This window comes from Proteus mirabilis HI4320 (assembly GCF_000069965.1).
Taxonomy (GTDB): Bacteria; Pseudomonadota; Gammaproteobacteria; order Enterobacterales; family Enterobacteriaceae; genus Proteus; species Proteus mirabilis.
Map to the genome: position 1 here is coordinate 2,015,219 of NC_010554.1, position 23,710 is coordinate 2,038,928.

Sequence of the window (23,710 nt, forward strand, 5' to 3'; positions counted from 1 at the left end):
ATTCTCCTTATTTAGATCCTGTTTCAGTAGGTTTAACCGTTGCGCTATTCTCTTTTTCTGTCGAGGTATTTTTCGCATCAGGTTTTACTTGTTCTGCTTTTGGTGGTTCAGGTTTAACTGCTGATACCGAAGGTTGTGAAACCTCATTATTTTCTTTGGTTATCGATTGCTCACTTGCCGTTGACTTATTGGATTGCTCCGCTATCGGTTTATCGGCTGGTTTTTCTGCATTACTCGCATCTGAAGATTGAACATCAGATAGTGCTTCTTCTTGAGAAATAGCATCCACAGAAGCCCCTTGTTTTCGGCTCGATAATTGACGTTCAATTTGTGTGAGACTTTCGAGTTTTTTACGTGTGGTATTTAACTCATGCTCTAATGCATTATTTTGTTTTTTCAGCAAATCCATTTTATTTTCCGTTTCTGTAACAAAACGGCGATTACGATTTTTCTCATCAGCGAGAGCAAGCGTAAGCGTTTGATTCTCAATCCAAGTAGATAATAGAACACGCATAGAGCTTGGAAATTGCAATTGATAGCTTTCTAATAAAACCAGCTGAGCACGACGTTCAGCAACCGTCATTCCCGCTCGCTCTAATAAAATACTTTTATAAAAGGCGCCATCCCATCCGGCAACGATAACACTACTGGCTTGACGTTGTGCTTCTGTAGACATAATACGCTGTGTGCACTCAATGGTACGTAACCAAAATAGCGGATTATTGAGCCCTTCATGATAAAAAGCAGCTAAAGTTTTACATTCTGCCCAACGATAATCGATAGTTTTTTGTTTAACAACGGGGGTTTCAGGCTCAATATTAGCGGTTTCGGTCAGCGATTTTTGTGCACATCCAGCAAGAAACATAGGCAACATAATCCAACACAGATACTGTTTCCAGTGTGAAGCGATCCTCTTAATTGATGCAGGGGCCATAGATAATTGCTCATTAGCCAGTGTCTTTCGCTTTAATTTTTTATACTGATGAAAAGACACCTGTTTTTGTGACCTGATATGCATTATTTATTCTCAGAAAGTAGCGGTAGTTCAATACGAAAACAGACATCAGCATAGTCAGAATGAACAATATTTAACTCGCCATCCATTCTTTTGATACAGTCATGAGCAATACTTAACCCCAAACCACTCCCTTTTACAGCCCCTTTACGTAATAGAGAACCTTGAAAAAAGGGCTCAAAAATCATTTTTTGTTCTGATTCAGGGATCGGAGTGCCTTTATTGGCTATATCAATAACTATTTTCTGTTCAATTTGATAACTAGAGATCCAGATATTACCCGATTCAGCGCCATAGTGCACCGCATTCGAGTAGAGATTATCAATAACTCTTGATAATAACGTCGTTTCTGCTCGACATTTTTTCAGATCAAGTGAAATTATCGTCTTAATGCCTTTCGCTCGGGCGGGTAAACTATGCGCTAACACCACATCATTCACTAATGTGGTTAAATCAACTTCCTCAATTTGCTGAGGTACTTCGGAAAGTTTACGATTATAATCAAGTAGTTGCTCAATTAATAATTGAAGTTGTTTACTACTATTATCAAGAATAGCTACGACTTCTTTTTGATCTAAGGTTAAAGGCCCTGCTACTTCATCCGCTAATAATTCTGTTCCTTCGCGCATACTGGCTAACGGTGTTTTTAACTCATGAGAAATATGACGTAAAAACTCATGGCGTTGCGATTCTAGCCATGCAAGACGTTCACTTAACCAAATAATACGTTGAGCTAAAGAGCGTAATTCACGTGGCCCCTGAAACGAATTCAAGTTATTATTTAATGTACGCCCTTCCCCCAATCGGTTAATCATTTTTTCTATACCTTTAACCGGACCGATGATCATACGGGTAAATAAGGCAATTAAAATCAGGCTAAAAACAAAAACAATTAAACTTTGCCAACCAAAATAACGCCCTTTTTCAGCAATAGCCATTTGTAGTTGCTCGCCACGACTAAAAATAATCTCTTTAGTTAACACGACAATGCGGTTATTGGCATAAGAAAATTGCTCTAATGCTTGTTGCATTTGAGAAGTGGGTTCACTATTTTTGCATTGAATTGATTTGAGCGTTTTCAAAGAAGTATTCAAGGCTTGTGCTTCTTTAGACTCAGAAAGAGGGATGATAGTCTGCTGCAAGGTAGAGAACATTTTGCTGTATTGTTGATAACGCTGTTGATACATTTCTTCATCAGTTTTATCACGCAATACACAATATCGTCGATAATTTCCTTCCATTTCAATAGCTAAATTACGCATCACCTCGCTACGCTCGGTATCCGCTAACGCATTTTTATTGGTAATAGCGGCTTGGTTACTAAGCTGATCCAAACTTTGATAAGCCTGATAGGCAAGGACGAGAAGCGGTAACAGCACCATCCAAAATGCCATGATAACCAATTGTCTTAAAGATCGGGGAAAAATACGCCACTTTTTCAATGAAATCATCTCAACACCTATTAGAGTAATGCGATGCTACATGACTTAATAACAAGAAAAAAGTCCGACATTGAAATTCAGATAGGAAAACGAACACAAGCGAGAACACGCAACAGGCTCTAGAAATGGGAGAGCGGAATATCTTACTGAGATATTCCGCTCGTCAATATTCATCTCTTTTCTCTCTAAAAGAGAATGAAGGTGGTGCCTCACTCCACGTGTCGCCCTGTGTTTGATAAGGCCCGAAGGCGAGTATCATGATGTTGGACGGTAGGCACCTTACTCTGGCGTCATTCTTGGCTTATGTGGTATGTTCCCACCCATATTGTGGACCGACATAAAAAGTTGAATGAGCAACTGATTAATATAATGCACAAGGCGTGCCAACTTTTCGATTAAAATCATAAAACATTAATTTTAAACGAAAAAATATTTTTATCTTACTAAAATAAAAAACAGCCCCAATTTTTGATAGCGAAAAAATCAACAAGCTGTCTCCATTTCCAGACACCGTTAATTAAAAAATATTAAATTATTAAAATTCAACAAGTTAAATGTCACCTTTTGGCGACAATGAAAAAACGATGTGTCGTCGATTTTATACATTGATAATTTTTTCCTTTTATATCAACAAAATAAAGCCCCTCTAACTTGAGGGGCTTTGGGTTATAACACTGACTCTTTTTTATTACATCATTAGTCAAATTGCTTTCTGGCATTACGGAATAAGCGCATCCAAGGGCTATCTTCTCCCCAATTTTCTGGATGCCAAGAATGGCTCACTGTTCTAAAAACGCGCTCAGGGTGAGGCATCATGATTGTTGAGCGGCCATCTGTTGTGGTAACAGCGGTGATCCCTTTTACTGATCCGTTAGGGTTTAATGGGTATTGCTCTGTTGGTTGACCATAGTGATCAACAAAACGCAGTCCTACTAAATTTTTTGCTTCTAACTGCGCTAATTGTGCAGCGTCACGAAATTCAGCAAAACCTTCACCATGAGATACCGCAATTGGCATCTGTGAACCCGCCATACCTTGTAATAATAGCGACGGGCTATCAGTCACTTTTACTAAGCTAAAGCGGGCTTCAAAACGCTCTGAGCGATTGCGTACAAAGCGTGGCCATAAATCTGCCCCCGGAATAAGCTCGGCCAACGTTGACATCATTTGGCAACCATTACAAACCCCAAGTGATAACGTATCTTGACGTGCAAAGAATTGGGCAAACTCATCACGTAAACGATGATTAAATAAAATAGATTTAGCCCATCCCTCACCCGCACCGAGTACATCACCATAAGAGAAACCACCACAAGCAACCAATACATCAAAATCACTTAATGAGCGTTGTGCCGTATGTAAATCGCTCATATGAACATCAATAGCATCAAATCCAGCGCGATCAAAAGCTGCTGCCATTTCCACATGAGAGTTAACACCTTGCTCTCTTAATACCGCAATACGAGGACGACTGCCTGTAGCAATATAAGGCGCCGCAATATCCTCTGCGGGATCAAAGGTTAAGTGAACATTTAATCCCGGATCGTGACTATCTTGTTTGGCACGATGTTCTTCATCTGCACATTCAGGATTATCACGTAAACGTTGCATTTGCCATGTCGTTTCAGCCCACCAGACACGTAATGTACTACGCTTTTCATGGTAAACTTCCGTTTCACGGCTTTGAATAATAATGTCATCACTTGGTGTTGCTTGCCCTAAGTAATGTAAACAATCTGCTAAACCATGTTCAGTAAACAGTGTTTCAACGCTTTCTTGATGCTCCCTTTTAATTTGGAACACCGCACCTAGCTCTTCATTAAATAGACCGGCTAAAATATCTTCGTCATAAGCACTGATATCAACATTAAGGCCACAATGTCCCGCAAACGCCATTTCGGCCAAAGTCACAAATAAGCCACCATCAGAGCGGTCATGATAAGCCAGTAATTTACCGTCGCTCACCAATTGTTGAATGACATTAAAAAACTGTTTTAACTGCTCTACATCACGTAAATCAGCCGCTTTTTGTCCTAGCTGACGATAAACCTGAGCTAATGCTGTTGCCCCTAATGCATTATGACCATTACCTAAATCGATTAGATATAAACGGTTTCCTTCTTGGGTAGAAAGCTCAGGGGTGACAGTTTTACGTACATCTTCAACACGGGAAAATGCGGTGATAACTAAAGAGAGAGGGGAAATAACTTCTTTCGTTTTCCCTTGTTCATCTTGCCAACGCGTTTTCATGGACATTGAGTCCTTACCCACCGGAATAGTAATACCTAATTGTGGGCATAGCTCTTCACCAATGGCTTTTACTGCATCATATAATCCCGCATCTTCACCAGGGTGACCCGCCGCAGCCATCCAGTTTGCGGAAAGTTTTATACGATTAAGTGACTGTACATCGCAACCCGCCATATTGGTTAAGGCTTCACCTACCGCCATTCGCGCTGATGCGGCAAAATCTAATAGTGCAATAGGGGCTCTTTCCCCTATTGACATCGCCTCGCCGTAATAACTATCTAATGTGGCCGTTGTTACCGCACAGTTAGCCACCGGAATTTGCCAAGGTCCAACCATTTGGTCACGCGCAACCATTCCCGTAACACTACGATCACCAATAGTAATTAAGAACGTCTTCTCAGCAACGGCGGGTAAATGAAGTACGCGATAAACCGCTTCTTTTAAATCGATATCTTTACGATCGAGATATTCACCTGCTGTTTTATGTGATGTGACATCACGCAACATTTTCGGCGCTTTACCTAACAAGATATCTAAAGGCATATCTATTGGTTTATTATCAAAATGTGTATCATTTAACACTAACTCACGCTCTTGTGTTGCCTCGCCAATGACAGCGTAAGGGGCTCTTTCTCGTTGGCATAGCGCATCAAATAGTGGCATTTTTTCTGGGGATACCGCTAATACATAACGCTCTTGCGACTCATTACACCAGATCTCTAGAGGACTCATACCCGGTTCATCATTTAAAACGTTACGTAACTCAAAACGACCTCCACGCCCGCCATCATTGACAAGCTCAGGCATGGCATTAGAAAGCCCCCCCGCTCCGACATCATGAATAAATAAAATCGGGTTATCATCACCTAATTGCCAACAGCGATCGATAACCTCTTGGCAACGACGCTCCATTTCTGGGTTATCTCGTTGCACAGAAGCAAAATCTAAATCAGCATCTGACTGGCCGGAAGTCATAGAAGAAGCCGCACCACCGCCTAGGCCGATATTCATCGATGGGCCACCAAGTACAATTAACTTAGCACCCACGGAGATCTCACCTTTTTGCACGTGATCTTCGCGAATATTACCAATACCACCAGCCAACATAATAGGTTTATGGTAGCCTCGAATTTCAACACCATTATGACTATTAACCTGCTCTTCATAGGTTCTGAAATAACCTAATAAGGCGGGGCGACCAAATTCATTATTAAATGCGGCTCCACCTAAAGGGCCTTCTGTCATAATGTCCAGTGCACTGACAATACGTTCTGGTCTGCCAAAATCTTCTTCCCAAGGTTGTTCAAACCCCGGAATACGTAAGTTAGAAACGGAAAAACCGACTAAACCCGCTTTAGGTTTTGCCCCACGGCCTGTCGCCCCTTCATCACGAATTTCACCGCCAGAGCCGGTTGCTGCACCAGGCCACGGAGAAATTGCCGTTGGGTGATTGTGCGTTTCCACTTTCATTAAGATATGGACAGGCTCTTGATGATAACGGTAATGCCCTTTTTCCGTATCGGGATAAAAACGCCCAGCAACGGAGCCTTCCATTACAGCAGCATTATCTTTATAAGCCGACAAGACATAATCAGGAGTTTGCTCAAAAGTATTTTTAATCATTTTAAATAATGATTTGTCTTGCGCTTTACCGTCGATTATCCAATCTGCATTAAAAATTTTATGACGGCAATGCTCTGAGTTTGCTTGAGCGAACATATAAAGTTCTACATCAGTTGGATTGCGTTGCAAACGTTTAAAAGCATCTACTAGATAATCAACTTCATCATCAGCCAGCGCTAACCCCATTTCAATATTGGCAGCAACTAGCGCATCTTTACCGTGAGCAAGAACATCAATTGTTTTTAATGGGGTGGGTGTCTGTTCAGCAAATAGCGCATTAACTTGTTGATAATCGGTAAAAATTGTTTCCATCATACGATCATAAATAAAACCGTATAACAACTGCCACTGTTCTTCGGCCATCGTATCGCTATCTATATAATAAGCAATACCACGTTCAATTCTAACCACTTGTGTTAAACCACAATTATGGGCAATATCTGTCGCTTTAGTCGACCATGGCGAAATGGTTCCCGGTCGTGGTACAACAATACGCATCTCTCCAACAAGCTCATGCTCTGTTAATGAAGGGCCATAGTGCAGTAACTTGCTTAATTTAGCTTGTTCATCTTCAGATAGCTGTCCATCCACTTTTACAAAATGGATAAACTCCGCATAAATACCACGGACAGGAAGTTGGTTTTCCTGACATAAAGTTAATAGTTTATTAATACGAAAAGCGGATAAAGCGGGGGAGCCACGCAGGATTTCCATAATATTGAGTTCTCTCTTTTAGCAGCTAGCCTGATCAATCATTCAGGGGAAACGCGCCTAGTATAATAGAATAACTGCTCAGACGAAACCGTTTGCGTGAACAAAATAACAGCATTTAACTTAGCGTGTTTTCATCATTAATTGGTGTAATCAAGTTGCGTCTTAGCAAAATGTTGAGCAAAATGGTCGATTACTGGAAATTTATCCATGTTTAAATGACTACTTTACACACAATAAAAAACAACGTTAACGAGAACCAACCTATTGAACAATATAAGGATTAACTATTTCGTTATCGTTATCATAGCGCTATTTTCAGCCGCGATTATTGCACTGAATATTACTTGGCCTGACAGGCAAAAAGCGCAGATAAATAAGATTTTATCTCGTGGTGAGCTTAGAGTGAGTACTATCCCTTCACCACTGATAACGATAAATGATAAAAAGGACCCCGTAGGTTTCGATTATGAATTAGTGAAACGCTTTGCTGATTATCTTGGCGTGAAACTTGTCGTTAATATGCGGACGAATATCAACCAACTCTTTGATGATCTGGAGAATAATAAAGCAGACTTTATTGCCGCTGGATTAATTTATAATAAAGAAAGGCTAGATACGACACGAAGTGGGCCAGCCTATTTCTCAGTTTCTCAACAACTGATCTATCGTAAAGGCACATTGAGGCCTCGTCGTTTTGATGAGCTTAATGGGCGCCTTGTCGTCGCAGCCGGTTCAGCTCATGCCAGCTTATTAAAAACATTAAAAGAAACGCAATATCCTGAACTCGAATGGGAAGAATCAGAGACTAAAACGACTTCACAGCTACTTGAAGAGTTATCTGAAGGTAAAATAACTTATGTACTGGCCGATTCAATCAGCGTCGCGGTACAACAACGCATTCACCCTAATGTTGCAGTCGCTTTTGAGGTGACGGAAAGTCGTCCATTAACGTGGTATTTACCAAATCAAGATGATAATAGTCTGTATGCAGCCATGTTGGATTACTTCAATCAACTTTCCCAAGACGATGTGCTCGCAAGACTAGAAGAGAAGTATTTTGGTCATGTTGGTTCATTTGACTACTTTGATACACTCTCTTTTATTACCGCCATTGACTCAATATTACCTAATTATCAACCTCTGTTTGAAAAATATGCCGAGACTTTTGATTGGCGTTTATTAGCAGCAATGGCTTGGCAAGAATCACATTGGGATCCCCATGCCACGTCACCGACAGGTGTAAGAGGCTTAATGATGCTAACACGTCCAACTGCGTCAAGTATGGGTATAACAGATAGGTTAGATCCCGAAGAAAGTATCAAAGGAGGTGCACAATATTTAAAACATCTTCTTTCTCGCCTACCAGATACTATCCCTGATGATGAAAAAATCTGGTTTGCACTTGCCGCTTATAACATGGGATATGGTCATATGTTAGATGCAAGAAAGCTAACCGAACAGCAAGGCGCCAATCCTAATAGCTGGTTAGATGTAAAAGCGCGGTTACCTTTGCTCAGCCAAAAGAAATACTATTTAGATCTTCCCTATGGTTATGCGAGAGGACATGAAGCTTATCGTTATGTTGAAAATATTCGTCGCTATCAACTCAGTTTAGAGGGATACCTACAAGCAAAAGAGAGTAAAAATAAGATCCTATCGAAAGACGAAAAAGACGATTCAGCCAATACTGCTTTATTACCGCCTCGCTCCGTAGGCTCCCCCCCTTCATCTTAGTTGTCAATTATATAGCCTCTTTTTAGGGGCTTACTACCCTCGTTTTTTATTCATCTAACCACAATTTTAGCAGCATAATCCTCTCTATACCGTGCCATAACTTGGTATCCTCCCCCCTTGAAGGACGGGTTTTACTGCGAACTTGATAAAAAATGTTACTATTTTAATACTTTTTTTATTAAAAATAGTTAAATTACTCATGTTAAAAAAAATAACAAATTAATCTAAAACCACTCACAGAATGAGTAATTTGACTTAAAAACAACCAATAAGGCTATTTTTAGTACATTGGAATAGGTTATATATAAGAAAATATTAATATAAATACTTAATCATTATCTCACTATTTACTATTCATTTTGTTATTAATTTCTTACAAAAATCTTATTTATCTATGAAAATTAACTTTATTATTACAAATAAAGCTTATAAATAACTGAAAAATATACTTTATTATATTTTATTATTAGTTTTATTAATTTTTTTAAAGTTATGTTAATAACAGCATAGTTTATAACGTTAATATAATGTTAATCATCATATCTATTAAATTTCTCTGCCATATAAACTTTTTTACCCGTATTAGGAGTAATAAAGGGAATATTTCTATATAAAAAACTATTAAAAAGGAATTTATAGATTAAAATATGAAAATTGCACAAACTAACAAAATCTTATATCACTGATAGTATTTTTACTGATATCATATAAACCAGTCATTATCCGACTTGATGAAAAATGTAATGTACATCAATTTTTACATTTGGACATCAATACTATTTTTATTTTTAGTCAATAATAATACGTACTACCTTCAAGGGATCATCTATAATGAAACTGAGTAAAATTGCTTTGGCTGCGGCTTTAGTATTTGGTATTAATTCTGTTGCTACAGCTGAAAATGAAACGCCTGCACCAAAAGTAAGTTCAACTAAAGGCGAAATTCAATTAAAAGGTGAAATTGTTAATTCAGCATGTGGATTAGCAGCATCTTCAAGCCCTGTAATTGTTGATTTCAGTGAAATTCCAACTTCTGCATTAGCAAATCTGCAAAAAGCAGGAAATATCAAAAAAGATATTGAATTACAAGACTGTGATACAACTGTAGCGAAAACTGCCACAGTTAGCTATACACCAAGTGTTGTTAACGCTGTAAATAAAGATTTAGCCTCTTTTGTTTCTGGTAACGCATCTGGCGCAGGTATTGGCTTAATGGATGCAGGTAGTAAAGCAGTTAAATGGAATACTGCAACTACACCAGTACAATTAATTAACGGTGTATCTAAAATCCCATTCGTTGCTTATGTTCAAGCTGAATCAGCTGACGCTAAAGTAACGCCAGGTGAATTCCAAGCCGTTATCAACTTCCAAGTTGATTATCAGTAATCATATTGATTTAAATATCTAAATTAATAAATAAGTAATTACTGCGAAAACGCAGAGGATTTCCTCTGCGTTAAATTCAATAAAACACTTCAATTTAATAAAAATAAAAAGTAATTAAATAAATATTTATTATTTAATTACTTTTTATTTAATATAATAATTAGGCGTTTATTCATGTTAATTCCTTATTCACCCCACACAATATGGAAGACCATTTGTGCGACTTTGCTATTAAGCTTGGCGTTTTTCTCACAAGCAGAGCAGGACGATTCTGTGGAATTTAACATTCATATGCTAGACGCGGAAGATCGCGATAATGTCGACCTTTCACGTTTTTCTACCTCAAATTATATCATTCCGGGTATGTACTATTTAGATATTCGTCTAAATGGTCGCGACTTTCCTCGCCAAAATATTAATTATATTGAAGTAGCAGATAATCATTCCGTGGCTTGTATCGACCCTACTCTTTTAAAAAAGTTAACAATCAACCAAGAAAACCAAAAATATATCAAACAAATATCACCAGATTGTTTTGATATTAGCCAATTACCCGGTATCTCGATTAAAAATGATGGTGGTGTACTTGATATCACGTTACCGCGCTCATTAATGAAATATGAAGAATCTGATTGGACACCTCCGGAGCTTTGGGATAGCGGGGTCTCTGGGCTTATTTTTGATTATACACTAACAGGAACGTCAACTCGCCCTAATAAAGGCAATAATAACAATACGTTAACTGGTTATGGTCAAGCGGGATTAAACTTGGGTGAATGGCGTTTACGAGCTGAATATCAAGGCAATTATTCTTCTGAATATTCATCTAACAATCGTTTTGATTGGAACCAAATTTATGCCTATAAGCCATTACCTGATCTCGCAGCTAAATTAACGGTTGGGGAAACTTATTTAAACTCTCAAATTTTTGATAGTTTCCGTTTTACAGGAGCCAATTTACAAAGCGATGAGAGAATGTTACCCCCTTCTCTCCAAGGCTATGCACCTGAAATTCATGGCATCGCCAATACCAATGCAAAAGTGACGGTAACCCAAAATGGACGTTTAATTTATGAGACAACCGTACCTGCTGGCCCTTTCGTGATTAACCATCTACAAAATACCGTACAGGGTCAACTCGATGTTAGAGTTGAAGAGCAAAATGGTAAGATTAACGAATTTCAAGTGCAAACCGCTAATTTGCCTTATATGACTCGCCCAGGATCTGTGCGTTTTAATACCTCACTGGGACAGTCATCCGTGAACAACCATAAAATGCAAGGCCCTCTTTTCTATCAAGGGGATTTTTCATGGGGGATGAATAATACATGGTCTCTCTATGGTGGTACTTTACTTACCGCTAAAGATTATAACGCATGGTCTTTAGGTATCGGCCATGATATGGGACGTTTTGGTACCCTTTCTGGTGATATTACACAGTCTTATAGCAAAACCTATGATAATGAAAAAATCAATGGGATGTCTTTTAAACTAAACTATGCAAAAACTTTTGATGAGTACCACAGTACCATTACTTTTGCAGGTTATCGTTTCTCAGAAAAAACATTTCGCTCTTTTTCTCAGTATATTGATGAGCGTTATAACGGCATCAATAATAATGGCTATGAAAAAGAAATGTACACCATTACCGGTAATAAAACTTTTTGGGCAGATGATGCAGAGAAATCGACCACCCTCTATCTCTCTTATCGCCACCAAAATTACTGGGATAAAAATACTCAAGAGCAGTATGGTGTCACAGTAAGTCGTAATTTTTCCATTATGGGGATTGAGCAAATCAATACCAACTTGTCAGCATTTCGTACCCAATATAAAGGGAATACTGACGATACGCTCTCTTTTAATATTTCACTACCATTAGGAAGTGGTCGCAATATTGGTTATAACTTGCAAGATAACAATGGCAAAGTGACACAAATGGCCTCTTATGCTGATAATCGCGATTATAATAATTTATGGCGCATAAGAGCAGGCTTAAGTTCGGATAAGAAAGCCAATACCGATGGTTATTATCAACATCGTTCTCAGTATGCAGAAATCAATGCCAATGCAAGCTATCAACAAGATAATTACTTAGCAGTGGGCGCAACGATAAAAGGCGGTTTTACTGCTACTCGTTATGGCGCTGCATTACACAGTAGCAGTATGACCTCTAGCACCGCAAGAATAATGGTGGATACTGATGGTGTTGCAGGGGTGCCCTTTAATGGTCAAAGCACGACTACGAACCGCTTCGGCATTGGCGTACTAACCGACTTAACAAGTTATAACAATGTTGATGCACGTATTGACGTCGATAAGATGGATCAAGATATCGAAACGCGTAAAGCCATTGCTTCAACAACCTTAACAGAAGGTGCCATTGGTTATTACCAATTTCCGGTTCGTCAAGGTGAACGCTTAATGGCTGTCTTACAGACAACTGATAATAAATACCCTCCTTTTGGTGCGGAAGTCACCAATCAAAAAGGGGAAAGTATTGGTATGGTGATGGAAGAAGGCCTTGTTTATATTGCGGGTGTTAACCTTAATGAATCATTAAATGTAATTTGGAACGGTAAAACACAATGTTCAATTACCATTCCCGCGGAAATAACAGATCCCTTAAAACATCAATCGCTCGTTTGTCAGGATCGTTAACAAATAAAATTAATAATGAGAGATAATTAACATGAACTCATTCAGCACACTAAAAACACTATTTTGTGGCTCTTTGCTGGCACTGAGTCTAGTGAATACAACACAAGCGGGTGTTTCACTGGATAGAACTCGTATTGTATTAACGGGTAATGAAAACTCAGCCAGTGTTAATTTAAAAAATACCAGCCCTGATATTCCTTTTTTAGCGCAATCTTGGGTTGAAAATGAAAATGGGCAGAAGATCTCTTCACCCTTAGTGGCACTTCCACCGTTACAACGCCTTGATGGTGCTCAAAAAGGCGTAGTTCGCATTACAAAAACAGCTGAAGTTGGGCTATTACCTCAAGATAGAGAATCACTGTTTTATTTAAATGTGCGTGAAATTCCCCCCGCACCAAAACAAGCCAACGTATTACAGATGGCGATGCAGTCACGCATTAAATTATTCTATCGTCCTAGTGCCATAGTACCTGAAAAACCGGGAATGGTTTGGCAAGATCAACTGGTGTTTAAAAAACAAGGTAATAAATTTATTGTTAATAATCCAACCCCTTATTACATCACGATTATCTCACTTTCTAATAAATTAAATGGTGAGGATAGCGATAAATTAACCACCTTCCCCGGATTAATGGTTGCGCCAAAAGCTTCACTGGATATACCAGTAAAAACCAGTAACGTTAATCAGTTTTATATGATGTATGTAAATGATTACGGTGGACACCCAGAGCTCAAATTTGTATGTCAGCAAGATAGCTGCAAAGTAGCCCCTAAAGATCAACAACCTAAATATTAATAAACTTGATGCCGGTAGGAATAAAATGATCCTCAATAAAAAAAACATTCATTCCAAATCAGTAATGCTATTTTGTGCCGGCATTGTTTCTTTAATGCCATTGCACGCAATTGCTTATTTACAAGGTGAAGTGAGAACCAATGGTGGCCCTAATATTTTCTATGCCGTATTAGATCACACCACCTTTCCTAATAACAAAGCGGGAGAATTAGCAACAGTAAACTTTTCGTTGCCTGATCGCTATGATGGCACGGTATATTGTCCTAACTCACGTATTTATGATCGTGCATTAACCTATTTTAAAGCAACCACTGATTTACCTCCTGTTGGTAATAACTTTTATCAATTAAATGAGTATGTTGATATCAAAATTAATTTTGAAATTTGGGGGCCTAATCCTTTACCCACAGTGCCCTTTTCTGACATACCTAATAATAGAAATAACCAACAAGGTTGCAGAGTACCCTCTTCACCTAAACCGCATATTTCCTCAGGAAGTAGCGGTCAACTCACTTTCCGTTTAAGAAAACCCATTATTAATGGTGTCAGTCTTAATGGGCAATCTCTTGCACAAATGTATGCCATGGTAAGTCACAGCGGTGCGCCAAAAACCTATGGTTCAGAGCCCATTTCTAAATTAGTGATCACCTCGGGGATCATTACCACTAAAGATAAATGTATTTTTAATAATGGTTCACCAATTACCTTTGACTTTGGTAATGTGGGAAATACCTCTGATTATCTCAATGGACAAAACTACAAAATTACTCGCAACATCCCCATCAAATGCGAAGGGGGAAGTTTTACCGATCCTAATAGCAGAATAATGTTTAAAGTTCAGACTGGTAGCTCAGGTATTGCGAGTTTTGATTCTAACTACCTTGGTACAACAGGCTCTGTAGATAGAAGTAACTTAGGTATCGTATTAAGAGATAAGTCAGGTACGATTATCCCACCTAACCAATATTTTTCAGTTGGCAAACTCAATAATTTCAACGGAAATTGGGAAGTAAGTGCAGCCCCCATCGCCAAAGCGGGCAGTAAAATTACTGAAGGTGAATTTTCAGCTCATGCGACACTCATTGCGGAGTTTATGTAATGAAAAACAGCATAATAAAGTCAGCTATAACTTGCTTGTTATTGCTCTCTCCTAGCACTTTTGCTGCCACTGATATTATTGGTGGAGAGATGGAATTTAAAGGTGTTGTTGTTGCACATGGTTGTACGATTGTTGCGGGAGATGAAAATAAAGTTATTGATTTCAAACAAATATCTGCAAAAGATCTCTATTCACTACAAAAAAGCAACCCCGTTGCTTTTAGTATCAGTTTAGAAAATTGTAGCCAAGATATTTATAAAAGTGTCACTATCACATTAGATGGTCAAGCACATTCAACAATGCCCAATCATATAGCCGTTACTGGGAGTGGCTCAGAAGATCCGAAAAGTATTGGTATCGCTTTTACCGACAAGGCACATAATATTATTGAATTAAAAAAACCAAGTGCCCCTCAACAGCTTAATAATAAACGAGTACAATTTAATTTTATGGCCTATGTTGAAGCAACATCATCAGCTATTCAAAATCAAACGATACTCACAGGACCATTTCAAGCACAAGCAACCTATACACTCAATTACCAATAACAATTAAGCCAAATAGATGCTATTTGGCTTTCTCTTGTATGATTAAACCTTGAGTAATTAAACGTTGCTGTTGTTTCAGTTGTTTTTTCTCTGCCCTTCTCATCTTAAAAAACTGGCTCAAGAGTTGTGCACACTCCTCACCTAAAACACCCGATGTTATTTCAACTTTATGGTTCATCCCGGGATGTTGCAAAATATCAATAAATGAGCCTGCGGCACCTGTTTTTAGATCAGATGCACCATAGACCACTCTTTTTACACGACTATGTACAATTGCTCCAGCACACATAACGCAAGGCTCTAACGTGATATATAATGTGGCGTCAAGTAGGCGATAATTCTGTAGATGTTTCCCACCTTTACGCAATGCCATAATTTCCGCATGTGCAGTAGGATCATTATCAATAATGGAGTGATTCCAACCTTTAGCAATGATTTTATTCTCAGCGACTAACACGGCTCCTACAGGAATTTCACCGAGTTGTTGTGCTTTATGTGCCTGCTCAATCGCTTTATGCATCCAATAAATATCATCTTTAATTTTATTCACAAGAACATCTCTTCATTATTATACAGCGCGGTATTGTAGCCTGTTTTAGATTGATAACTAAAGATATTAGCGTGTGAAATGTTGTAAAAGATATTCCCCTCTGCAACATCAATATATTTAGAATCTTTCACGTATATGATAATCTCACACTCTTTTGTATATAATTGTGTATTTATTTTGTGTGGCAGTGCTCTATTATTTGTAGTAACACTGTCAATTTGCAGTAAAAATACAACCAATAAACTAAAAGTAACATATAAGTGCAAGATATAAGTTACTGTAATTTAATAATTTATATATTAAGTGACTGATATGGCTTTACTAATTACGAAGAAATGCATCAACTGCGATATGTGTGAACCCGAATGTCCTAACGATGCCATTTCAATGGGGAATGATATTTATGAAATCAATCCTGATCTTTGCACTGAATGTGTAGGACATTATGATAAACCGACTTGTCAGTCGGTATGCCCTATCACGAATACAATTATCATCGATCCTGCTCATACTGAATCGCAAGATGAATTATGGGAAAAGTTTGTACTGATCCACCACGCTGACAAAATCTAAGCAAACGCAATCGGGAATAAATTTAAGCGTTATTTTTCTAAAATAACGGTTGCACAGGCGTAACGTTGCTCATCAGCCAGTGTCACGTGAATAGCATTTATTCCCGCTTTTTGCGCCATCTCTTTTGCCACAGCTAAAAACTGCAATGTTGGTTTACCTAATTCATCATTAGCGACTTCAAAATGGTTAAATGCCAATCCTAAGCGAATGCCTGTACCTAATGCTTTGGCTGCGGCTTCTTTTACCGCAAATCGTTTAGCTAAAAAACGAACAGGTTGTTTATGTGATTGATATATAATCCATTCATTATCAGTAAGAATACGTCGCGCGAGGCGTTCTCCTGAACGCCCTATTATCTCTTCAATACGTGATATCTCAACGATATCCATACCTATACCAACAATAGCCATTAGCGACGCGCTTCTCTCATTAGGCGTTTCATTTCTTCAACGGCTGGTGCAAGCCCACTAAATACCGCTCGACCAATAATCGCATGACCAATATTGAGTTCATAAAGTTCAGGTAATGCAGCAATACGTTGTACATTATGATAATGCAAACCATGACCTGCATTGACTTTTAAACCTTTAGACGCTGCATAGGTTACCGCATCACGAATGCGAACAAACTCCTTCTCTTGAGCCTGTTCATCTTCAGCGTCAGCATAAGCACCGGTATGAATTTCAATAAAAGGTGCGCCGACACGATCTGCTGCATTAATTTGCTCATGGTCAGGATCAATAAATAAAGAGACTTTAATCCCCGCTAATGATAAACGTTTAATCGCATCAGCCACTTTCTCTTCATTACCCACCACGTCTAAACCACCTTCTGTGGTCACTTCTTGGCGTTTTTCAGGCACTAAACAACAAAAGTCAGGTTGAGTTTGGCAAGCAATCTCAATCATCTCTTCTGTTACCGCCATTTCTAAATTTAATCTTGTTTGAACCGTTTGGCTGATCAGCATTAAATCACGATCGGTAATATGACGTCTGTCTTCACGTAAATGAATAGTGATCCCATCAGCCCCCGCTTGTTCCGCAATAAATGCCGCTTGAACCGGATCGGGATAAGTTGTGCCACGGGCATTACGTAGGGTTGCAATATGGTCAATATTAACGCCAAGTAGAATATCAGACATGCTCTTCTCCTGAAAAATAACGTTGTATTACCTTAGTTTACACATTCCATAGAGAAGAAAAAGACAATATTATTTATCCTCTATCAATACGCTTTTTTTCGCACACTTTTTAATAGCAAATTGCCGAAACAGCTCTCTACTTTTTAATGGTTTTCCACCTAAATAAGGTTTCAAGGCCATTCGTGTAAACCTTTTTGCTGCTTTCAATGTGCCAGCCGTAGGAAATTCTCGTTTTGCCAGCGATTTTAATTCCAATCCAGTAAAACTATAGTGATCAACCACCAAACTGGCAATAAAGCCTTTTTCTTCTCGGTATCGATAAGTCATGGTATCAGAAACAGGTTCACCACTTCCTGCACAATGCAAAAAGTCTAGGCCATAACCCAATTGCGTTAATAACGCTAATTCAAAGCGCCTTAGAGCAGCTTCTGGCGTGGTTTCACTGGCAGCAAGGATTTGCAAACAAGATAAGTATTCGAAAAAAAGCGTGCTATATGATGTGCCATTTTCCAAAACACGAGAAAGTAATTCATTGAGATACAGACCACTGTAAAGTACTGTGCCTGTTAATGGTAATGCTAAAGAGATAGGCTCAGCATCACGGAGAGTTTTTATCTCACCTCGCCCACTCCAACGAATGAGCAAGGGAGTAAAAGGTTGAAGAGCTCCTTTTAAAGGAGAGCGACGACCGCGCGCACCTTTTGACAATATGCGCACTCGCCCTTCATTCTCAGTGAAAAAATCGAGCAATAAACTCGTTTCACTGTAAGGCCGAGCATGGATAACAAATGCACGTTGCCAGCCTTCCACTTCAGTAACCTACTATTTTAAATCGTCCACATAGCCAAGGCTACGTAAAGCACGTTCATCATCCGCCCAACCCGCTTTTACTTTCACCCAAAGTTCAAGATGAACCTTGTTTTCAAATAAATCTTCCATATCCATGCGGGCTTCCGTACCGATTTTTTTGATTTTAGCGCCTTTATTACCAATCACCATTTTCTTCTGGCCTTCACGTTCAACCAGAATCAAACCGTGAATATCATATCCACCGCGATCGTTAGTAACAAATTGTTCAATTTCAACCGTCACAGAATAAGGTAATTCTTCACCTAAAAAGCGCATCAATTTTTCACGAATAATTTCTGACGCCATAAAACGTTGAGAGCGATCAGTAATATAATCTTCTGGGAAATGATGAATGGCTTCAGGTAAACAGTTACGCACTATTTTAGCAATAGTATCGACATTCATGCCTTTTTCAGCACTAATCGGCACTACATCTAGAAAATCCATTTGTTGACTTAAAAAACCAATATGTGGCAGTAACTTGGTTTTATCTGTAACGTTATCAACTTTATTAATCGCTAATAGCACAGGACAACGTAGTGATTTTAATTTGTTTAATACCATTTCGTCATCAGGCGTCCAATTGGTTCCTTCGACAACGAAAATAACCAGTTCAACATCACCAATAGAGCTACTTGCTGCACGGTTCATTAAACGGTTAATGGCTCGCTTTTCTTCAATATGCAAGCCTGGGGTATCCACGTAAATAGCCTGATATGCACCATCAGTATCAATACCCATGATACGGTGACGGGTTGTTTGTGGCTTACGTGAAGTAATAGAAACTTTCTGCCCCAATAATTGGTTCAGTAATGTTGATTTCCCTACATTAGGGCGACCGACTATCGCAATAAATCCGCAATAGGTTTGTTCTTCGCTCATTCAAGCTCCAATTGTATTAATGCCTGTTCAGCAGCGGCTTGTTCGGCTTTACGACGGCTGGTACCCATCCCTTTAACAGGTTGGTCGATACCGCTTATCTGACAATGGATCGTAAACTCTTGGTCATGAGCTTCACCACGTACTTGTACAACAACATAAGAAGGTAGTGGTAAATGACGTCCTTGCAAATATTCTTGCAAGCGAGTTTTAGGATCTTTTTGCTTATCACCCGGACTGATTTCAGCCAAGCGATTCTCATACCATTTTAAGATGATATTTTCGATATTTTGAATATCACTATCAAGAAAAATAGCACCAATTAACGCTTCTACTGTGTCGGCCAAAATAGATTCGCGACGAAAACCACCGCTTTTTAATTCTCCCGGCCCTAACCGTAAACATTCACCGAGTTCAAATTCACGTGCTAGTTCAGCGAGGGTATTACCTCGCACTAAGGTTGCACGCATCCGGCTCATATCCCCTTCATCGACACGAGGGAAACGATGGTAAAGCGCATTAGCAATGACATAACTTAGAATTGAATCACCTAAAAATTCTAAGCGTTCATTATGTTTACTACTTGCACTACGGTGAGTAAGTGCCTGTAAAAGTAATTCGTTTTGTTTAAAAGTATAACCCAGTTTTTTTTGTAACTGGTTAACTAATAGAGTATTCATGTGCGATCAATTTCCATTATTTAATTTGAAGCACACGCAACAAACCTGTTTAAAAACAACGAGATATTATCGGGTTGAATAACAGAACTGTTGCGTTTGCACTGGCTCCTGTTTATACAGGAGCCAATCATGTTTAAAGAAGTGGCATATTCTACACTGAGATAGAAAGGAATGCTGTAGCTATTTTGTTAAAAATTACTTAATGCCACCAATACGGCTGAAACGAACACCTGTAGGCCATTCATTTTCTTGTTTCTCGAAGCTCATCCAAATCGTTGTGGCTTTACCGACTAAGTTTTGCTCAGGCACAAAGCCCCAGAAACGACTATCTGAACTACCATCACGGTTATCACCCATCATAAAATACTGACCTTCAGGGACAATCCACGTACCTTGAGGTAATCCCGGCTGAATAAATTCAGGTACAGTAACATCTCCCGGAATAGTCATAATACGATGAGAGACATCACCAATCGTTTCAATTCTCTCTTCTTGGCGAAATTGCGTAGCTGTAGAAATTGGCTCTTCAATCGGAATCGATTTCATACCGCTAATACGTTGACCACCAGGTACACTTTGTAACAGTAATGTCCATTCACTAGGATACGCTGTACCATAGGTTACCGCTATTTCATCATCACATATTGCTTTATTACAATTTGGGTAAATGTGTAATTTCTTCGACGTCATGTCATACACTATTTTATCCCCCGGTAAACCAATCACCCGTTTAATAAAGTCAGTTGATGGATCACGTGGGTATTTAAATACCGCAATATCACCACGTTTAGGTTTACCCGTACTAATCAAGGTTGTTTGTGTAATAGGATCTTTTAATCCATAAGCAAATTTTTCAACCAAGATGAAATCACCGACTAATAAAGTCGGCATCATCGAACGAGATGGGATCTGAAACGGCTCATACACAAAGGAACGCAAAATCAATACAATCGCCAATACAGGAAACAGAGAGCCTAATGTCTCTGCCCAGCTTGGTTTATTAATCGATTTTGCTAACTCTTGCTGATCCTCACTTCCCTGCGTTAACTCTTGTAAACGTTTTAACTTCGCTTTACGGGCTGGCTTTAATTTAAAACGATCTATACACCAAAAAATACCCGTAATTAGCGTTGCCAACGTTAGGATCAAGGCAAACGTGCTAGCCATATTTTCTCCTTAAATTATTTATCTTTACCAACATGCAGTATGGCTAAAAACGCTTCTTGTGGTAACTCGACATTACCAATTTGCTTCATACGTTTTTTACCTTCTTTCTGTTTCTGCAACAGTTTTTTCTTACGGCTAACGTCACCACCATAACATTTAGCTAATACGTTTTTACGTAACTGTTTAACAGTTGAACGAGCAATAATATGATTGCCAATTGCAGCTTGGATCGCAATATCAAACTGTTGACGTGGAATGAATTCTTTCATTTTTTCCACCAACTCACGTCCACGATACGGTGCGTTATCATTATGGGTGATTAATGCAAGTGCATCGACTCTCTCACCATTAATTAAGACATCAACACGTACCATGTTGGAGCCTTGGAAACGCAGGAAGTTATAATCTAACGAAGCATAACCGCGAGAGGTTGATTTTAAACGGTCAAAGAAATCTAATACCACCTCAGCCATCGGAATTTCATAAGTTAATGAAACCTGATTACCATGATAGACCATATTAGTTTGAACGCCGCGTTTTTCGACACATAAAGTAATCACATTACCTAAGTATTCTTGCGGTAGTAACATATGACATTCCGCAATAGGCTCTCTGATCTCTTCAATATTGTTCAGTGCTGGTAGTTTTGATGGGCTATCAACCATGATGATATCACCATTAGTCATTTCCACTTCATAAACTACTGTTGGTGCTGTGGTGATCAGGTCAAGATCATATTCACGCTCTAGGCGCTCTTGGATAATCTCCATATGGAGAAGGCCTAAGAAACCACAACGGAAACCAAATCCTAATGCAGATGAACTTTCTGGCTCATAAAAGAGTGACGCATCATTTAAGCTTAATTTTCCTAATGCATCACGGAATGATTCATAATCGTCAGAACTGACCGGGAATAACCCCGCATAAACCTGTGGTTTGACTTTTTTAAAGCCCGGTAATGGTTTGTCTGCAGGCTTCTGTGCGGCTGTTAATGTATCCCCAACAGGGGCACCAAGAATATCTTTAATACCGCAAACTACCCAGCCTACTTCACCACAACTTAGCGATGTTGTATCAACTTGTTTAGGCGTAAAAATACCAATACGGTCGATATTATAAACTTGCCCTGTACTCATCACTTTGATTTTATCGCCTTTGTTGACTTTACCGTTTTTGATCCGGATAAGTGAGACAACACCAAGGTAATTATCAAACCAAGAGTCAATAATAAGTGCTTGTAGAGGCGCGTCAGGATCGCCTTCTGGCGCAGGTATTTCTTTCACCAGACGTTCAATCACTTCTTTTACACCCACGCCTGTTTTAGCAGAACAACGCACTGCATCGGTCGCATCAATACCGACAATATCTTCAATCTCTTCAGCGACACGCTCAGGCTCTGCGGCAGGTAAGTCAATTTTATTCAATACCGGAACGACTGTAAGATCCATATCTATCGCCGTATAACAGTTTGCTAATGTTTGGGCTTCAACCCCTTGCCCTGCATCGACAACAAGTAAAGCACCTTCACAAGCGGCAAGAGAGCGAGAAACTTCATAAGAGAAGTCAACGTGTCCTGGCGTATCGATAAAGTTAAGCTGATAAACTTCACCGTCATCAGCGGTATAATTGAGTGTTACGCTTTGTGCTTTGATGGTGATACCACGCTCACGCTCAAGATCCATAGAATCAAGAACCTGCGCAGCCATTTCACGATCTGTTAAGCCACCACAAATTTGAATAATTCGATCTGATAGCGTCGATTTACCGTGGTCAATATGTGCGATAATGGAAAAGTTACGTATGTTTTTCATTCTGAAATTATTTTTCTCTATTGCTTTGCTCTATAAATCTGGCTTTAGCGTCGTTCATGGACACAAAGCGAAAACTCTATATTGCAGGAGTTATGATTGATGACGCATTCTACACACTAGAGACATTATACTCAAAGAAACGTTCATCAAACACAAACATTTATGATAAAGCTTACCTTTATTTATGCATCGTAACTGCACTTTCACTAGATAGAAATTTGATTTTTATCTATCAATAAAAAAGATCAGAACCATAAAATAAGTTTAATAACAAAAAAATGGAGCCTATGCCCCATTTTTTATCATATTCATTCTTTATCATTATTCTTGATATTGTACTTGCAATTCATTGGGTGGAAGTCCTATTTGTAAAATAATAGGTTCAAATCCTTCATCTTTACTCCACCAGCGGGCAATATTTTTAGCTAATAAAAAGCCTAACACTCCCCCCACTAAACCACTACAAAAAATAGCCAACTCACTAGAAAGCCACAGGCTGGCTATCCCTGCAACGATAAATAATCCCAGCAAAGGAGTAAGATAAACCAACATAGCGGAGCGAAGTAAACTATTTTCTGGGATACCAACTTCCACTTTTTGCCCCACCACTAAAGGTTGCTCAACAGGAAGTTCTAACTGATGAACAGTTTCAGGGCCTATTTTATTTAATAAATAAGAGCCACAAGCTGCTCGAGCTTGGCAACTCCCGCAACCGGACGATGAGCCATAACGTAGTAAAGCCCTCCCTTGTTGCCAATGTACGACTGTTGCCCACTCTTTAACCATAACTTA

General features: G+C 39.0%; 19 protein-coding genes. 7 read left to right on the top strand and 12 right to left on the bottom strand.

The window, feature by feature from the left end:
- Nucleotides 1-7: 7 nt before the first annotated feature.
- The 3 genes from qseG to purL form a co-directional block, all read right to left on the bottom strand.
- On the bottom strand, nucleotides 8-934 hold the full coding sequence (qseG, locus tag PMI_RS09245; protein WP_012368133.1) for a two-component system QseEF-associated lipoprotein QseG: 927 nt from the start codon (nucleotides 932-934) through the stop codon (nucleotides 8-10).
- An 83-nt stretch (nucleotides 935-1,017) separates the two neighbouring features.
- On the bottom strand, nucleotides 1,018-2,466 hold the full coding sequence (locus PMI_RS09250; RefSeq protein WP_004248446.1) for a sensor histidine kinase: 1,449 nt from the start codon (nucleotides 2,464-2,466) through the stop codon (nucleotides 1,018-1,020).
- Between the two features lie 687 nt (nucleotides 2,467-3,153).
- On the bottom strand, nucleotides 3,154-7,044 hold the full coding sequence (gene purL / locus PMI_RS09255; RefSeq protein WP_012368134.1) for a phosphoribosylformylglycinamidine synthase: 3,891 nt from the start codon (nucleotides 7,042-7,044) through the stop codon (nucleotides 3,154-3,156).
- Nucleotides 7,045-7,308: 264 nt separating this feature from the next.
- Between purL and mltF the strand changes: the two genes are divergently transcribed.
- The 6 genes from mltF to PMI_RS09285 all read left to right on the top strand — a co-directional run bounded on the left by mltF (nucleotide 7,309) and on the right by PMI_RS09285 (nucleotide 15,268).
- Nucleotides 7,309-8,778 (top strand): membrane-bound lytic murein transglycosylase MltF, encoded by a 1,470-nt coding sequence (gene mltF, locus PMI_RS09260; RefSeq protein ID WP_012368135.1) that lies wholly within the window; start codon nucleotides 7,309-7,311, stop codon nucleotides 8,776-8,778.
- Nucleotides 8,779-9,609: 831 nt separating this feature from the next.
- Nucleotides 9,610-10,164, top strand: coding sequence for a fimbrial protein (locus PMI_RS09265; protein WP_004243875.1), 555 nt, complete (start codon nucleotides 9,610-9,612; stop codon nucleotides 10,162-10,164).
- Nucleotides 10,165-10,338: 174 nt separating this feature from the next.
- Nucleotides 10,339-12,825, top strand: coding sequence for a fimbria/pilus outer membrane usher protein (locus tag PMI_RS09270; protein ID WP_012368136.1), 2,487 nt, complete (start codon nucleotides 10,339-10,341; stop codon nucleotides 12,823-12,825).
- Between the two features lie 31 nt (nucleotides 12,826-12,856).
- On the top strand, nucleotides 12,857-13,621 hold the full coding sequence (locus PMI_RS09275) for a fimbrial biogenesis chaperone (protein WP_004243877.1): 765 nt from the start codon (nucleotides 12,857-12,859) through the stop codon (nucleotides 13,619-13,621).
- A 25-nt stretch (nucleotides 13,622-13,646) separates the two neighbouring features.
- On the top strand, nucleotides 13,647-14,720 hold the full coding sequence (locus PMI_RS09280) for a fimbrial protein (RefSeq protein WP_004248451.1): 1,074 nt from the start codon (nucleotides 13,647-13,649) through the stop codon (nucleotides 14,718-14,720).
- Nucleotides 14,720-15,268: a fimbrial protein gene (locus tag PMI_RS09285; RefSeq protein WP_012368137.1), complete on the top strand. Its 549-nt coding sequence runs from the start codon at nucleotides 14,720-14,722 to the stop codon at nucleotides 15,266-15,268. Before PMI_RS09280 ends, PMI_RS09285 begins: the two co-directional genes overlap by 1 nt.
- Before the next feature lie 19 nt (nucleotides 15,269-15,287).
- Here PMI_RS09285 and tadA read toward each other — a convergent pair whose 3' ends face one another.
- The gene (tadA, locus tag PMI_RS09290; protein ID WP_012368138.1) at nucleotides 15,288-15,818 is read right to left on the bottom strand and encodes a tRNA adenosine(34) deaminase TadA; all 531 of its coding nucleotides are present in this window, start codon (nucleotides 15,816-15,818) and stop codon (nucleotides 15,288-15,290) included.
- Nucleotides 15,819-16,130: 312 nt separating this feature from the next.
- Here tadA and PMI_RS09295 point away from each other — a divergent pair, with 312 nt between their 5' ends.
- Nucleotides 16,131-16,391, top strand: a complete 261-nt coding sequence (locus PMI_RS09295; protein WP_004243886.1) for a YfhL family 4Fe-4S dicluster ferredoxin — start codon at nucleotides 16,131-16,133, stop codon at nucleotides 16,389-16,391.
- Nucleotides 16,392-16,420: 29 nt separating this feature from the next.
- Here PMI_RS09295 and acpS read toward each other — a convergent pair whose 3' ends face one another.
- From acpS to rseC, 8 genes are all read right to left on the bottom strand, one after another.
- Nucleotides 16,421-16,801 carry a holo-ACP synthase gene (acpS, locus tag PMI_RS09300; protein ID WP_012368139.1) on the bottom strand — a complete coding sequence of 127 codons (381 nt, stop codon included), beginning with the start codon at nucleotides 16,799-16,801 and terminating at the stop codon, nucleotides 16,421-16,423.
- Entirely contained in the window at nucleotides 16,801-17,532 is a 732-nt protein-coding gene (gene pdxJ, locus PMI_RS09305) for a pyridoxine 5'-phosphate synthase (RefSeq protein ID WP_004243888.1), read from the bottom strand. The genes acpS and pdxJ overlap by 1 nt, the downstream gene beginning before the upstream one ends.
- 69 nt (nucleotides 17,533-17,601) lie before the next feature.
- Nucleotides 17,602-18,342 carry a DNA repair protein RecO gene (recO, locus tag PMI_RS09310; protein ID WP_004248456.1) on the bottom strand — a complete coding sequence of 247 codons (741 nt, stop codon included), beginning with the start codon at nucleotides 18,340-18,342 and terminating at the stop codon, nucleotides 17,602-17,604.
- A 12-nt stretch (nucleotides 18,343-18,354) separates the two neighbouring features.
- Complete coding sequence (era, locus tag PMI_RS09315) at nucleotides 18,355-19,263, bottom strand: GTPase Era (protein ID WP_004243892.1); 909 nt, start codon at nucleotides 19,261-19,263, stop codon at nucleotides 18,355-18,357.
- Complete coding sequence (gene rnc / locus PMI_RS09320; protein ID WP_004248457.1) at nucleotides 19,260-19,940, bottom strand: ribonuclease III; 681 nt, start codon at nucleotides 19,938-19,940, stop codon at nucleotides 19,260-19,262. The genes era and rnc overlap by 4 nt, the downstream gene beginning before the upstream one ends.
- 195 nt (nucleotides 19,941-20,135) lie before the next feature.
- Nucleotides 20,136-21,107, bottom strand: coding sequence for a signal peptidase I (gene lepB, locus PMI_RS09325; protein WP_004248458.1), 972 nt, complete (start codon nucleotides 21,105-21,107; stop codon nucleotides 20,136-20,138).
- A 14-nt stretch (nucleotides 21,108-21,121) separates the two neighbouring features.
- On the bottom strand, nucleotides 21,122-22,918 hold the full coding sequence (gene lepA / locus PMI_RS09330) for a translation elongation factor 4 (protein ID WP_004243894.1): 1,797 nt from the start codon (nucleotides 22,916-22,918) through the stop codon (nucleotides 21,122-21,124).
- Nucleotides 22,919-23,239: 321 nt separating this feature from the next.
- Complete coding sequence (gene rseC / locus PMI_RS09335) at nucleotides 23,240-23,704, bottom strand: SoxR-reducing system protein RseC (protein WP_004243895.1); 465 nt, start codon at nucleotides 23,702-23,704, stop codon at nucleotides 23,240-23,242.
- Nucleotides 23,705-23,710 lie beyond the last annotated feature (6 nt).

Coding starts and splice junctions, on each gene's coding strand:
- pdxJ (WP_004243888.1), bottom strand. CDS start 17,532: ATGTCTGATATTCTACTTGGCGTTAATATTGACCATATTGCAACCCTA.
- rseC (WP_004243895.1), bottom strand. CDS start 23,704: ATGGTTAAAGAGTGGGCAACAGTCGTACATTGGCAACAAGGGAGGGCT.
- PMI_RS09265 (WP_004243875.1), top strand. CDS start 9,610: ATGAAACTGAGTAAAATTGCTTTGGCTGCGGCTTTAGTATTTGGTATT.
- qseG (WP_012368133.1), bottom strand. CDS start 934: ATGGCCCCTGCATCAATTAAGAGGATCGCTTCACACTGGAAACAGTAT.
- lepA (WP_004243894.1), bottom strand. CDS start 22,918: ATGAAAAACATACGTAACTTTTCCATTATCGCACATATTGACCACGGT.
- PMI_RS09270 (WP_012368136.1), top strand. CDS start 10,339: ATGTTAATTCCTTATTCACCCCACACAATATGGAAGACCATTTGTGCG.
- acpS (WP_012368139.1), bottom strand. CDS start 16,801: ATGGCTATTGTTGGTATAGGTATGGATATCGTTGAGATATCACGTATT.
- PMI_RS09295 (WP_004243886.1), top strand. CDS start 16,131: ATGGCTTTACTAATTACGAAGAAATGCATCAACTGCGATATGTGTGAA.
- rnc (WP_004248457.1), bottom strand. CDS start 19,940: ATGAATACTCTATTAGTTAACCAGTTACAAAAAAAACTGGGTTATACT.
- era (WP_004243892.1), bottom strand. CDS start 19,263: ATGAGCGAAGAACAAACCTATTGCGGATTTATTGCGATAGTCGGTCGC.
- PMI_RS09285 (WP_012368137.1), top strand. CDS start 14,720: ATGAAAAACAGCATAATAAAGTCAGCTATAACTTGCTTGTTATTGCTC.
- purL (WP_012368134.1), bottom strand. CDS start 7,044: ATGGAAATCCTGCGTGGCTCCCCCGCTTTATCCGCTTTTCGTATTAAT.
- PMI_RS09280 (WP_004248451.1), top strand. CDS start 13,647: ATGATCCTCAATAAAAAAAACATTCATTCCAAATCAGTAATGCTATTT.
- lepB (WP_004248458.1), bottom strand. CDS start 21,107: ATGGCTAGCACGTTTGCCTTGATCCTAACGTTGGCAACGCTAATTACG.
- PMI_RS09250 (WP_004248446.1), bottom strand. CDS start 2,466: ATGATTTCATTGAAAAAGTGGCGTATTTTTCCCCGATCTTTAAGACAA.
- PMI_RS09275 (WP_004243877.1), top strand. CDS start 12,857: ATGAACTCATTCAGCACACTAAAAACACTATTTTGTGGCTCTTTGCTG.